This window comes from Nocardiopsis sp. L17-MgMaSL7, assembly GCF_003182025.1.
Lineage (GTDB): Bacteria > Actinomycetota > Actinomycetes > Streptosporangiales > Streptosporangiaceae > Nocardiopsis > Nocardiopsis prasina.
Window position 1 is genome coordinate 398,018 of record NZ_QGTF01000006.1, and the last position, 12,660, is coordinate 410,677.

The 12,660-nt window shown below is 71.0% G+C and carries 11 protein-coding genes; 7 read left to right on the plus strand and 4 right to left on the minus strand.

Going from position 1 to position 12,660, the window contains the following annotated elements:
- Nucleotides 1-43 precede the first annotated feature (43 nt).
- Nucleotides 44-1,303: an FAD-binding oxidoreductase gene (locus tag BDW27_RS13495; RefSeq protein ID WP_110049515.1), complete on the minus strand. Its 1,260-nt coding sequence runs from the start codon at nt 1,301-1,303 to the stop codon at nt 44-46.
- 163 nt (nt 1,304-1,466) lie between these two features.
- Between BDW27_RS13495 and BDW27_RS13500 the strand changes: the two genes are divergently transcribed.
- Nucleotides 1,467-3,017, plus strand: coding sequence for a CdaR family transcriptional regulator (locus tag BDW27_RS13500; protein WP_110049516.1), 1,551 nt, complete (start codon nt 1,467-1,469; stop codon nt 3,015-3,017).
- Nucleotides 3,018-3,041: 24 nt separating this feature from the next.
- Here the strand turns inward: BDW27_RS13500 and BDW27_RS13505 are convergent, their stop codons facing one another.
- Nucleotides 3,042-3,659: a DUF47 domain-containing protein gene (locus BDW27_RS13505; RefSeq protein WP_017544221.1), complete on the minus strand. Its 618-nt coding sequence runs from the start codon at nt 3,657-3,659 to the stop codon at nt 3,042-3,044.
- A gap of 454 nt (nt 3,660-4,113) precedes the next feature.
- Here BDW27_RS13505 and BDW27_RS13510 point away from each other — a divergent pair, with 454 nt between their 5' ends.
- The 3 genes from BDW27_RS13510 to purM all read left to right on the plus strand — a co-directional run bounded on the left by BDW27_RS13510 (nt 4,114) and on the right by purM (nt 7,316).
- Nucleotides 4,114-4,578, plus strand: coding sequence for a sterol carrier family protein (locus BDW27_RS13510; RefSeq protein ID WP_110049517.1), 465 nt, complete (start codon nt 4,114-4,116; stop codon nt 4,576-4,578).
- Between the two features lie 44 nt (nt 4,579-4,622).
- Entirely contained in the window at nt 4,623-6,119 is a 1,497-nt protein-coding gene (gene purF / locus BDW27_RS13515; protein WP_017544224.1) for an amidophosphoribosyltransferase, read from the plus strand.
- A gap of 132 nt (nt 6,120-6,251) precedes the next feature.
- The gene (gene purM, locus BDW27_RS13520; RefSeq protein WP_110049518.1) at nt 6,252-7,316 is read left to right on the plus strand and encodes a phosphoribosylformylglycinamidine cyclo-ligase; all 1,065 of its coding nucleotides are present in this window, start codon (nt 6,252-6,254) and stop codon (nt 7,314-7,316) included.
- 170 nt (nt 7,317-7,486) lie between these two features.
- Here the strand turns inward: purM and BDW27_RS13525 are convergent, their stop codons facing one another.
- Nucleotides 7,487-7,714, minus strand: coding sequence for a DUF3073 domain-containing protein (locus BDW27_RS13525; protein WP_017544226.1), 228 nt, complete (start codon nt 7,712-7,714; stop codon nt 7,487-7,489).
- 253 nt (nt 7,715-7,967) lie between these two features.
- Between BDW27_RS13525 and BDW27_RS13530 the strand changes: the two genes are divergently transcribed.
- Both BDW27_RS13530 and bldC read left to right on the plus strand, forming a co-directional pair.
- Nucleotides 7,968-8,801: a hypothetical protein gene (locus BDW27_RS13530; protein ID WP_199560644.1), complete on the plus strand. Its 834-nt coding sequence runs from the start codon at nt 7,968-7,970 to the stop codon at nt 8,799-8,801.
- A gap of 716 nt (nt 8,802-9,517) precedes the next feature.
- Entirely contained in the window at nt 9,518-9,721 is a 204-nt protein-coding gene (gene bldC, locus BDW27_RS13535) for a developmental transcriptional regulator BldC (RefSeq protein ID WP_013155387.1), read from the plus strand.
- 176 nt (nt 9,722-9,897) lie between these two features.
- Here the strand turns inward: bldC and BDW27_RS13540 are convergent, their stop codons facing one another.
- Entirely contained in the window at nt 9,898-11,094 is a 1,197-nt protein-coding gene (locus BDW27_RS13540) for a hypothetical protein (protein ID WP_026129196.1), read from the minus strand.
- A gap of 455 nt (nt 11,095-11,549) precedes the next feature.
- Here BDW27_RS13540 and BDW27_RS13545 point away from each other — a divergent pair, with 455 nt between their 5' ends.
- Entirely contained in the window at nt 11,550-12,437 is an 888-nt protein-coding gene (locus BDW27_RS13545; RefSeq protein WP_110049519.1) for an N-acetylmuramoyl-L-alanine amidase, read from the plus strand.
- Nucleotides 12,438-12,660: the final 223 nt, after the last annotated feature.

The window sequence follows — 12,660 nt, forward strand, 5'->3', positions numbered from 1 at the left end:
GGCGGGGCGCGGACGGGACCTGCTGGGTTTCGTCGAACGAACCTCAGCGGGTGGGGTCGAAGGGGCGCAGTGCCGGGGACGGTGCGCCGGTGGCGACCGTGCGCGCCAGGAGGCGCCCGGTGACGGGCCCGTGGGTGAGCCCCCACATGCCGTGCCCGCCCGCCACGTAGAGCCCCGGCACGTCGGTCCGCCCGATCAGGGGCAGGCCGTCCGAGGTGACCGGTCTGGAGCCCACCCACTCGTCGGTGCGCTTGTTCAGGTCGACCCCGTCCAGGTAGGGCGCGGCCGACTCGGTGATCGCCCGGACCCGCTCCGCGCGGAAGGGTGCGTCGATGGCGCGGAACTCCATGGTTCCGGCCACGCGCAGCCCCTCACCGTGCGGTGTGCAGGCCACCCGGACCTCGGGCAGGTAGACCGGGCCGGGGACGATGCGCTCCGTGGGGACCATGAAGCTGTAGCCGCGTCCGGCGCGCAGCGGCACGTTGACGCCCCACGGCCGGGACTGTCGGCCCAGCCACGCCCCCGTGGCCACCACGACCGCGTCGCCGGTCTCGGTCTCGCCGTGCGCGGAGTGCAGCCGGAACCCGCCGTCGCGGGCGGCCTCCACCTTGGTGACGCGGAACTCCTCGACCACGCTCCCGCCGCGTTCGCGCACGGAGTCCGCGAGCGCGTGGGTGTACACCCCGGGGTTGACGTACCGCTGTCCGTCGATGCGCACGCCCGCCCGCACCTGTTTGGAGGCGAGCGGGACACCCGCGCGGGCGGCCTCGCCCTCGAGCGCCGAGTAGGTCAGCGGCAGACCGGCGTCGCGGGCGGTGTCCAGTTCCATGAGCAGCCGGGCGGCGTGCTTCCTGGAGGTGAACAGCGCGGTGATCGGGGATGACTCGACCTTCGCGGACACGCCTCCCTCGGCGAGCTCCTCGAAGGCGTCCAGGCAGGCGGAGCTGAGCGGCACGTTGCCGCGCAGCGCCCGCTCCCAGGTCCGCTGACCGCTGTTCAGGGCGAACGAGGCCAGGAAGTGCAGGAGTCCGGTGTCCGTGGTGGGCGGGACGGACAGCGGGGCCCGCGGGTCGAACAGGGCCTTCAGGCCGTTGCCGAGCACACCCGGCTCGTTGAGCGGGATGGCCAGACCGGGCGAGATCCAGCCCGCGTTGCCCCAGGACGAACCCGAGGCCACCGTGTCGCGTTCGACCACGGTGACGCCGACCCCGTACTTCTGGAGGAACCAGGCGGTCGAGAGACCGACGATCCCGGCCCCGACGACGATGACGGTACGCGGTGCGCCCGCGCCCTTCCCGGACATGGCGAGTTCTCCTGTGCGTGCTGGACGGCGGGTGCGGTGCCGCACCCGACCAGAGTCTCTCCCGTAAGCGCACGGCATCCTTTGTCCGCGCCGGACAATCTCGGCGTACGCTCATGTGGAGATCACACAACGTGAGCGTTCCACGTCCAAGGGAGTGGCTTCGATGGTGTTGCTGGACCGGCTGGTCACCATCCTCGGCACGTACGGAACCCGGCTGGTCGGCCCACGTCCCGCCGCGGACACGGTGCTGCGCGGGGTCGCGGTGCACGACCCGGCCGACCCCGGCCCTGAGGAGGCCGACGTCCTGCTCGCTGTGGGCGTCCAGGACCCGCTCCACGCGGTCGAGCTGGCCGAGCGCTCCCGGTCCCTGGCCGTGGTGGTGCGGATCGTGCGAGAGGGCGGGGTGGACCCGCACGGCGAGGCTGCCGCCCGGGCCGGGGACCAGGGGATCGCCCTGCTCACGGTGGATCCCTCGGTGTCCTGGGGCCAGGTCGCCGGGGTGGTCTACGGGCTGGTGCTGGAGGGCGGGGAGACCGAGGCGGGACGGGGCCCCGCAGACCTCCCCGCGCTCGCGGACACGATCGCCGCGCGGGTCGGCGGACCCGTGACCATCGAGGACCCCCGTCTGCGCGTCCTCGCGTACTCGAACCGCCAGTCAGAGGCCGACCAGGCCCGCTGGGACACCATCCTGGGGCGCGGGGTCCCCGAGGCGCTCCAGCGCCATCTGGAGGCCACCGGGGTCGTCGCACACCTGGCCTCGTCCGCCGACCCCGTGTACCTCCCGCCGGAGCCGGGTCTCGGGCTGGGCGGCCGCACGGCGGTGGCGGTCCGCGTGGGTCGGGAGTTCCTGGGGTCGCTCTGGGCTGCCTGCGCGGACCCGCTGGACGCCGAGCGCTCGGCCCTGCTGGCCGAGGGAGCCCGCACGGTGGCGCTGCACCTGCTGCGCACGAGGGTCAGCGCGGACCTGGAACGCCAGGTGGAGTCGGATCTGGTGAGCCGCCTGATGGAGGGCGCGATGGACCCCACCGAGGCCGCCGGGCGCCTGGGGCTGGCCGCCGCCCCGCACCGGGTGGTCGCCCTCCAGGCGCACACGCCCGACGAACGCCACTCCGCGACCCTCATGACCTTCGAGCGGGCCACCACCGGTTTCGGCTGGTCACGCCAGGGGCGGAGCACGGTGTTCGGGAGCACCGTCTACACGGTCCTGCCCTGCGGGGACGATCCCGCACCGGCCCGCGCGTGGGTCTCGGAGACCACCCGCGGTCTCCCGGCGCACGTGGTGGTGAACGCGGGGATCGGCGCCCCCGCGGACCTCGCCGGTCTGGCCGCGAGCCGCAGGGAGGCGGACGAGAGCCTCACCCTGCACGCGGCCCGGCCCGAGGGAGCGGCGGTGGCCTACGACGAGTCGTGGGGCGACGTGCTCATCCACCGCCTGCGCATGGCCTCGGCGTCGGGCCGCCGCCCCGCAGACGGCCCGGTGGCCGTCCTGACCCGGCACGACGCCGAGCACGGCACGGACCACGCCCGCACCCTGCGCGCATGGCTGCGGGCCCAGGGCGACCCCGCGGCGGCGGCCGAAGAGCTGGGGGTGCATCCCAACACCGTCCGGCACCGGATGCGGAGGATGGCCGAGGTGACGCCGCTCGGCCTGGACCAGCCCGGCATGCGGCTGGCCCTGGCCATCGCGCTGGAGGCCTACGCGCCCGGGGGTTGAGGCGCGGGGCCCGCCCAGACGCGCCTACCCGTTCTTCACCACGATGGTCTCCACCGTGTTGGCGACGTGTTCGAAGGCGTCGGCGGCGGTCTCCAGCTCCTCGATGACGTCCTTGAGCTTGAGCACCGTCAGGGCGTCGTACTCGCCGCTGAAGAGCTTCGCCAGCAGCTTGCGGTAGATGCGGTCTGCCTGGTTCTCCAGCTGGTTGATCTCGATCCAGTAGCGGGTGAGGTCCCGCATACTCCGCAGACGGGGCATGGCCTCGGCGGTGAGCTCGGCGGCCCGCTCCAGCACCTCGATCTGGTCGATGATGCCCTTGGGCAGCTGTTCCAGCCCGTACAGGTTGATGAGGTCGACGGCCGCCTCCATGGAGTCGATGACGTCGTCGAGGTTGGAGGCCAGGCGGTAGATGTCCTCACGGTGCAGGGGAGGCGCCGAGCTCTTGTTGAGTCGGCGCATGATCGCGTGGGTGGCGTCGTCACCGGCGTGCTCACAAGCACGCATCTTCTCGGTGATGGCCTCCCTGTCGGCCCCGTCGCTCATCAGCTCCACCAGCAGGCGGGCTCCGATGACCAGGTTGTTCGCCGAGTCGGTGAACAGCTCGTAGTAACTGTCATCACGCGGGCGCAAGCGCAGGCGCACGTCGTTCTCCCGATGGTGCGGTGGTCTTCCTTGGTGGATGTTAAGGGCGCTGACCAGCTGCTTCAGCGCGACAGTGCGGGATACCGCACGTCCGGACCCCGGTCGGGGGAGGCGGGTCCGGGTATGGTCACCCCTTGTTCGTCTGTCTGTGTCGACGCGTGGATCGCCATCTGCGCGGGTCCCCTCGCAATCCTCCCAATCTCGGACGACACCGGGACGGTTCGGGACGCTACCGTGTCCCGCTCCCCCCTGGCCAGCGGGGCGTTGAGACACGAATCACTCGATCGTCCGAAGACCGGCGGACAGTTCCTGCTGAAACCCCCGATATCCACCATCGGTCCATTGACCCGTAATAACAAGCACCCCTCGCGTCCACCTTCCTCACGCTCCGGGCGCCAGGGCCGTGACCTCGGCGAACCCGCTTCCGTCGGCGGCCCCGCCTAGGATCTCGTGCATGCCTTCAGCCCTGACGCCGAGCGCCGCGCGCCGGTTGCGCACCGCCCTGGACGACCAGCTCTCCGCCCTGGGCGAACCCGCCTTCACCGGCACCGACGAGGAGGCCGTCGCCGCGGCCGCGTGGGCGGTCCTGCGCGCCGAGGAGCCGCACCGTCCCGCACTGAAGGCCGCCGTCAGGTGCACTCTGGCGGTCCTGGCGGACCGGGCCCCGGGCCGCAGCCTGGAGGTACGCGTCCCTCCGTACGGCGCGGTCCAGGTGATCGAGGGGCCCACGCACACAAGGGGGACCCCGCCGGGGGTCGTCGAGACCGACCCCCTGACGTGGCTGAGGCTGGCCGTGGGCGCGGCCGAGTGGGGCGGGGCCCTGCACGACCACGGCGTCCGCGCCAGCGGTGTGCGCTCCGACCTGTCCTCCCACCTGCCGCTGTGGCCGGAAGAGGGGGCGGGCCAGGGGTCTGTCTGACCCCGAGGGACCACCCCGCATCGGCCAGCGGCTAAGCTGTGCGTGTGTCGTACTCCGACGGCCGGCTCTCCATGGACCTCGATCCGCTCGAACGCGGCCCGCAGGACGCTTGCGGCGTCTTCGGGGTCTGGGCACCCGGCGAAGAAGTCAGCAAGCTCACCTACTTCGGCCTCTACGCGCTCCAGCACCGCGGGCAGGAATCCGCGGGCATCGCCACGAGCGACGGGGAACGGATCGTCGTCTACAAGGACATGGGACTGGTCTCCCAGGTCTTCAACGAGGCGACGCTCGATTCCCTGAAGGGCCACCTCGCGATCGGCCACTGCCGTTACTCCACCACCGGTTCACCGGTGTGGGAGAACGCCCAGCCGACCTTCTACACCGCGCGTGAGGGGGGTCTGGCGCTCGGCCACAACGGCAACCTGATCAACACCCCGGCACTGGCCGCGATGCTTCCCGACCAGCGCCGGGACGCGACCACCGACACCGAGGTGCTCACCAACCTCCTCGCGGCGCGCGCCAGGGAGGGGCTCTCCCTTGAGGACGCGGCGCTGGAGCTGCTTCCCCAGGTGCGGGGCGCCTTCTCCCTCGTCTTCATGGACGAGAACACCCTCTTCGCCGCGCGTGACCCACAGGGCATCCGCCCGTTCGTGCTGGGCCGCCTCGGCGAGAACTCCGGCTCCGGCGGGTGGGTGGTGGCCAGTGAGACCGCCGCCCTGGACATCGTGGGCGCCAAGGTGGTCCGCGAGATCGAACCCGGCGAACTCCTGGTGATCGACGGCGACGGGGTCCGTTCCAGCCGCTTCGCCCCGGCCAAGCGCAAGGGCTGCCTGTTCGAGTACGTCTACCTCGCCCGCCCGGACACCACCATCAACGGGCGCAACGTGAACTCCACCCGGGTGGAGGTGGGCCGCCGCCTGGCGAAGGAGCACCCGGTCGAGGCCGACCTCGTGATCCCGGTCCCGGAGTCCGGCACGCCCGCCGCGGTGGGTTACGCGGAGGCGAGCGGCATCCCGTTCGCCCAGGGCCTGGTGAAGAACTCCTACGTGGGGCGCACGTTCATCCAGCCCAGCCAGACCCTGCGCCAGCTGGGCATCCGGCTCAAGCTGAACCCGCTGCGGGAGGTCATCGAGGGCCGCCGCCTGGTGGTCGTGGACGACTCGATCGTGCGCGGCAACACCCAGCGGGCTCTGGTCCGGATGCTGCGCGACGCGGGCGCCGCCGAGGTGCACGTGCGCATCTCCAGCCCGCCCGTGCTCTGGCCCTGCTACTACGGCATCGACTTCGCCACCCGCGCCGAGCTCATCGCCGCGAACCTGTCGGTGGAGGAGATCGCCGAGTCGGTCAACGCGGACTCGCTGGCCTACGTGGACCTGGAGGAGCTCATCGCCGCCTCCGAGCAGCCCAAGGACCAGCTCTGCCGGGCCTGTTTCGACGGGGTCTACCCGTTGGAGGTCGACTCCGACGCCCAGGGCAAGTACCTGTTGGAGAAGGCCTGCGGCACCCCCGAGGGCTCCACTCTGGCCACCAGCCACAAGTAACGCGCGCGGCGGGCCACGGCTCGCCGCGTCCGGCGGGACCACCCTTCCGGATCCTCCGGCGTGCCCTGGGACGGGGCCCGGAGGCTCGCACAGCAGCGAACACCGCACACACCGAACACGAGGAGAACTCGCGTGGCAGCCGACAGCACAGGGGCGACGGGCGCGTACGCGGCCGCGGGCGTCGACATCGCCGCCGGTGAGCGCGCCGTCGACCTGATGAAGCGTCACGTCGCGCGCACCCGCCGACCCGAGCAGGTCACCGACGCCAGTGGTTTCGCCGGCCTGTTCCGTCTGGACACGGCCAGGTACAGGGACCCGGTCCTGGCCACCTCCACCGACGGCGTCGGTACCAAGGTCATGCTCGCCCAGCAGATGGACAAGCACGACACCATCGGTATCGACCTGGTGGGGATGGTCGTCGACGACCTGGTCGTCAGCGGGGCCGAGCCCCTCTTCATGACCGACTACATCGCGACCGGCGCCGTGGTGCCCGAGCGGGTGGCGGAGATCGTGGGAGGCATCGCCGAGGGCTGCCACCAGGCGGGGTGCGCGCTCATCGGCGGCGAGACCGCCGAGCACCCGGGAGCGATGGACCCGGAGGAGTACGACCTGGCCGGTGCCGGCACGGGTGTGGTCGAGGGCGACGCCATCCTGGGCCCGGACCGGGTACGCGAGGGCGACGCCGTGATCGCGATGGCCTCCTCGGGCCCGCACTCCAACGGCTACTCGCTCATCCGCCACATCGTGGACCAGGCCGACCTGGACCTGTACTCGGAGGCCCCCGAGCTGGGCGGTGTCCTGGGCGAGGTGCTGCTCACCCCGACCCGTGTCTACGCGAAGGACTGCGTGGCGCTGACCTCCGAGGTCGAGGTGCACGCGTACTCGCACATCACCGGTGGCGGACTGGCCGCGAACCTGTCCCGGTCGCTGCCGGAGGACCTGGACGCCGAGCTGGACCGCTCCACGTGGGCGCCGTCGCCGGTCTTCGGCTACCTGGCGGAGAAGGGCTCGGTCAGCCGCGAGGACATGGAGGCCACGTTCAACATGGGTGTGGGCATGGTGGCGATCGTCGCCGAGGACGACGCCGATCGTGCGCTGAGCGTGCTGGCCGGGCGCGGCGTGGAGGCCTGGCGCCTGGGCGTGGTGAAGGGCGGTTCCGGACGGGCCGTGCTGAACGGCGAGTATCGGAACGGCTAGGCGGACCGGTTCGCGCCCGAAGGACGCGAACATAGCCGGTGCGAACCACCGCAGTGGTTCGCACCGGCTATATCCACCTGTCCGCGACGACCCCCCGACGGAGAGCCGTGACCGCTACAGGTCAGCGGTTGTTGTCCGAGCGACCCGAAAGTCTCGACCGGTTCCGACGTCTACTTGTCGGAGTCCGAGTACTTGTCGGCAAGATCCGCGTAGCGGTCGACCAGGTCGTCCTGAGGTTCCGTGTAGGAATCGTCCGGACCCGACGGCCCGGAGGGAGACCCCTCGTCCTCAGCGACACCCAGCTCCGACCGCAGCCGCTCAAGGTCGGTCCCACCGGAGCTGTACTTGAGCTTCCGGGCGACCTTCTGCTGCTTGGCCTTGGCTCGGCCGCGCCCCATTGGCTCGACCCCCTCAACGATTGGGTTCCGACGAACCCCAGATCACTTACTAACCCGCACTACCAGGCTGACGGCCGTCAAACGCGACTGACGTCTGGCGCCAGCTTACGTACACATACAACCGTACCTGGTCGGACCCCACCGTGCCTACGCCACCCGGGTGTGACGGATGTGGTGTGCGCACGGAACCCCTTCCAGCCTGGCCGTTCTCACGGTGAGTGCCAGACGGAACGATCTGTGCCACGATGCGATCGTGCTGCCCTACACCGCCTATCTGCGCGTCTACCAGCCGATCACGGCCTTCTCCCCTCGTGACCGAAGGTACTGGGAGGGGTACGCGGAGTCCGCGGATCGGCCCAAACGCGTGAACGCTCTGGCCGCGGAGCACGCGGAGAGTCTGGGCAGGGTCATCACGACCCCGCCGGTGGTCGCCCCCGCCGAGGAAAGCGGGAACGCCTACCTGCGACGGGTCAGCGAGCGGTTGTACGTCTGCCCCTGGCAGACCCGCCTGCGTTCCTGGCGCGCGTTCGGCGAGTTCGCGGAGTCCATGCCGCGGCCGCTGGTCGAGGCGTTCGTCCCCGCGCGGGAGGCCGACCGCGCCGAGACGGGGTACCGGCAGTGGCGCGACTCCGGGGCGCTGGCACAACCGGGGATCCTGTCGAGCAACTGGACGATCCCGATCCCGTGGTTCGTCGCCTTCGAACCGCAGGAGCGCTGCCTGGTCCTCTCCGCCGGACCCACCAGGACCCTGCTCTACCTGACCAGGACCGCGCAGGCCAGGCGTCGACTGGACCACACCGCCGCCGTCCTGCGTGAGCGTGTCGGGGAGCACGCGGTCTCCACCTCGGCCGAGCAGCTCACGGAGTGGCTGGCCACGACCGCCCACCCCGATTCCCTGCTCGAACTGGACTACGGGGGACTACCGCACCTGCTGAGCGACGAGCACCTGAGCGAGGACCACTCCGTGGCCGAGGTGTCCCAGGCCGTGGAGGCGCTCGCCAAGGGCGAGGGGTCGCGGGTGAAGGAACTGCGCGGACGACTCACCCGGCGCTGGAGGTCGGTGCGCGCCCTGGAGCACGCCAACTGACGGTCATGACTCCGTCGAACTTTCATGGACACTTCACGCACCCTGTCGCCATCCCTACCGGGGTCCGGACCTTGAGGGGGAGCCGCCACGCCGTGCCCCAACCTGGTACACCAGGTTTCTCAGTCGCACGAATCCGTCTTTTCGCACGTGACGACGGCGGGCGGGACCGCCTGACGAGAACACTCCACCAAGCGCCGTGAAACTGGGCATAACGCCCGATAGGGATCGGCGTAGACTGTAGCGAGACGAACACAGAGAGCACTCAGAGTAACCAGGAAAGCCTTACCACGCCGGGGATCCGCGTGCCCCGACCCCTCGGGCGCAGCGGACCGGCGCCACACGCACCTCCCCGCACCATCCCGTCCCGAACGCGACCGACCAGGGGCCCACGCCCTCCTCCCCCAGGCCCGACCCCCGAGTTTCGGTCAGCCCCGCCCTAGCACTTCGGATTCTCCGGATCGAGAAAAACGAGGCCCGAGAACGAAGTTTTGACCGAATACGCCACATGCCACTAAACGTGTCGCTAGAATCACTTAGCGTGACGCGGCCACGGGCGGCTTTCAACGGCCTCCCACGTGCAAAGTTGCTTGGAGTGGTCGCGCAAACACCTCGGGTGATATCAATAGGACTCAAGTGGGACTATTGGACATCCGGGCCAAGTGCCAGGAATCAGGCTCAAGGATCGGCACACAGATCCAGGAGGAGAGGCCGTACACATGTCGACTCGCACGCCCGAGGCGGAGCCCCTGTTGACCCCCGCCGAGGTTGCCACCATGTTCCGCGTTGACCCCAAGACCGTGACACGCTGGGCCAAGGCGGGCAAGCTGACCTCTATCCGCACCTTGGGTGGCCACCGCCGCTACCGCGAGACCGAGGTCCGCGCCCTGCTGGCCGGAATCCCCAGCCAGCGCACGGAGTGATCTCCCCGGTCTGTGCCGATTCCGGGGGGAACGGCTGGACGCGCTCCGGCTGCTGACAGATTTCTCAGGGCGGGCCACCCAGACGGGGTGGCCCGCCCTCCCTCACTCACCACCCGCCCCACACGACTCGGCGGACCCGGTCACCCACGGCCACCGGCCGGGGGTCCCGGTCACTGTCAGTCCTCGATCTGGTCGTCCATGGCGGTGGTCCGCTTGCGCGCGAGGAACGTCGCCGTGGCCCCGCCGCCGACCGCCACCACCGCGGCGGTGACCAGCGCCGCGAGGGAACTCCCGGTGGTGGCCAGCCGCTGGCTCGCCGCCGCCGTCTCCCGTTCCCCCTCGCCACGCTCCCCCTCACCGGGCGCGTCCGGCGCGATGTGGGTGGAACCGATCGCCCAGGCGTCCGCGAAGTCCACCGCGAACGCCCGTGCCTGTTCGGGGTCGCCCACCTGGACCAACACCGAGAGCGAGGAGCGCACACCCTCGCCCTCCCAGTCCTCGTCCTCGTCGTCGAAGGCGTCGGAGCTGGCCACGAAGCGGACGCTGACGGGCACCTCGGCCAGCGTCCCGCCCTTCTCGTCGAGGATCTCCAGGGTCTCCTCCACCAGGTGGTCGCCGTCGAAGTCCACCACCGGTTCGCCGAAGGCCGTCAGTTCCCCGTACTCGAAGGACGTCTCCGTCGCACCGTCGTAGGCCGCCGCAGCGCTGGTCCGCACGTCCCTGAGCGTGAACTCGACCGCGTTGGCGTCGGAGGAGACGGTCTCGGAATCCCCTTCGCCCAAGGCCACCACGTCCTCCTCGGTGGGCGTGGCGCCGGGCTCCTCCGAGGGGTCCTGAAAGGGCGTGTCCGGAGTGGGCCGGTCCGGTGAGCGGGGTCCCGGAGCGCCGGGCTCCCCTTCCTCGGCCGGACCGTCCCCGTCAGCTTCCCCAGCCGGCGGCTCGGTCTCCGCCTCCGGCACCTCCGAGGGGGTCTCCTCCGCCTCGGTGTCCGGGGGGTCGACCGGGTCGATCATGCCGAGGCCGATCAGGTCGTCGACACCGATCCGGACCGTCGCGCTCTCCACCACCGACTGGGCCAGGGCCCCCCTGTCGTTGACCAGGGTGCGGCTCTCCCCCTCGACCCGCGTGAACTCGGCCAGTGCTCCCGCGACGGGGTCGGCCCCGGCCTCGTCCTCGGTCTCACCGCCGAAGCTGATCGCGGTGGAGTACCCCGAGACGAGGTCACCGTCGCCGACCCAGGCCTGTGCGTTGGCCCAGACCAGCTGGTCGGCCGAGGCGGGGAGCGCGGACACGACCCCGAGCGCGCCGAGGGCGGCGAAGAGGGCGCCACCCGCCAGGAGGCGGCGAGCGGACATTCTGGCGGGAGTCACCACAACACTCCTGTTGTTTCTGGGGGATGACCGGCCCTGGGGCCGGTCCCGCCCCGGCGCTGTCGCGGCGGAGCGGGGTGTTCCGACCGGCCTGGCGGCCGGGAGCGGTGTTCCGGGACGGGGTGTGTGCCCCTCGTCCGGTCGAGGTACGGATTCGGTGTGGAGTGCCGTGTGCGGGGCGGTCCACACGGCGAGCCTAGTCGCTTGATCACAAAACGGAAACCGTTCGGTCGACGCGGGGACGGTGGTGCGCGAGTTCCGGAGCGCCGGTGGCACACCCTTCTGAGCTGGCGGAACGCGGAACCGAAAGGAATGGCGCACCAGGAGGGCGTGGCAGGTGGGGGGCGTGGGGGGCACGCGTTCTCCGACACCCGGCCGGGCGCGAGAATACGAAGCACCCCGTACGTCCTGATTTGTTGGGGTACGACGGGGTCACGGACTGCGGCTACGTTTGGGGCATGCTCGTCTGCGTACCAACAGGGCGCCGGAGCCGCGCCACCCGCGCTCTGGCCCTGCTCTCGCTCGCCGTCGTCTGGACCGCGGGCTGCTCGTCCCCGGCGGGCGGCGCACCCGGTACCGACCCGACGGCGGCACCTCCGCTGCCCGGTCCGGAGGACGGATCCGGCGCCGCGGGAGAGAGCGGATCACCCGCTGACGACGAGGCGGTTCCGCCCGGCGACGGCCCGCTCGGCGACCGCGTCGTGGTCATCGACCCGGGTCACAACGGGGGCAACGCCGACGCCCCGAGCGAGATCAACACACTTGTGCCCGCCGGACCCGGTGAGAAGGCCTGCGACACCGTCGGCGCCGAGAGCGTCAACGGCTACGCGGAACACGAGTTCAACTGGGACCTGTCACTGCTCGTCCAGGAACGGCTGGAGGCGGACGGCGCCACGGTGATCCTCACCCGCGAGGACAACGAGGGCGTGGGGCCGTGCGTCAACGAGCGGGCCGAGATCGCCAACGAGAACGGCGCGGACGTCGCCCTGTCCATCCACGCGGACGGCGGCCCCGGTTCGGGGCGGGGCTTCCACGTCATCACCCCCGGTGAGGTGAGCGGCTTCACCGAGGAGATCGTCGAACCGTCCGCGCTCCTCGCAGAGGACATCCGCCGTGAGTACCTTGAGGGCAGCGAGGTCCCCTACGCCGACTACCTGGCGGAGGAGGGCCTGGACGAGCGCACGGACCTGGGCGGGCTGAACATGTCCACGGTTCCGAAGGTGTTCCTGGAGGCCGGGAACATGCGCAACGCGGAGGACGCCGAACTCCTGGAGGACCCGGAGTGGCGTGAGCGCGCCGCCGACTCCATCGCCCGCGGGCTGGCCACCTACCTCCTGCGCGAGTAGGCGCGACCCCGGGCACGAACAGGGCGGGCCCCGGGGATCTCTCCCCGGGGCCCGCCCCGGCGTCGGTCGGATCGAACCGTCCGCGCCGCTCGTCTCACGCGGCCCGGCCGGTGTCGGAACCGGACCGGCTAGATCGTTGATGGGAAATCTCTGAACCAGCTGCGGGCATGACGAAGGGCGTCGAGGATCAGTGTGTGACGACCGACCTTGACGCCCTTCTGAC

Excerpts from the sequence above, each read along its gene's own strand:
- BDW27_RS13495 (WP_110049515.1), bottom strand. The coding sequence starts at position 1,303 with ATGTCCGGGAAGGGCGCGGGCGCACCGCGTACCGTCATCGTCGTCGGG.
- bldC (WP_013155387.1), top strand. The coding sequence starts at position 9,518 with ATGTCGACTCGCACGCCCGAGGCGGAGCCCCTGTTGACCCCCGCCGAG.
- BDW27_RS13525 (WP_017544226.1), bottom strand. The coding sequence starts at position 7,714 with ATGGGGCGCGGCCGAGCCAAGGCCAAGCAGCAGAAGGTCGCCCGGAAG.
- BDW27_RS13545 (WP_110049519.1), top strand. The coding sequence starts at position 11,550 with ATGCTCGTCTGCGTACCAACAGGGCGCCGGAGCCGCGCCACCCGCGCT.
- BDW27_RS13510 (WP_110049517.1), top strand. The coding sequence starts at position 4,114 with ATGCCTTCAGCCCTGACGCCGAGCGCCGCGCGCCGGTTGCGCACCGCC.
- BDW27_RS13500 (WP_110049516.1), top strand. The coding sequence starts at position 1,467 with ATGGTGTTGCTGGACCGGCTGGTCACCATCCTCGGCACGTACGGAACC.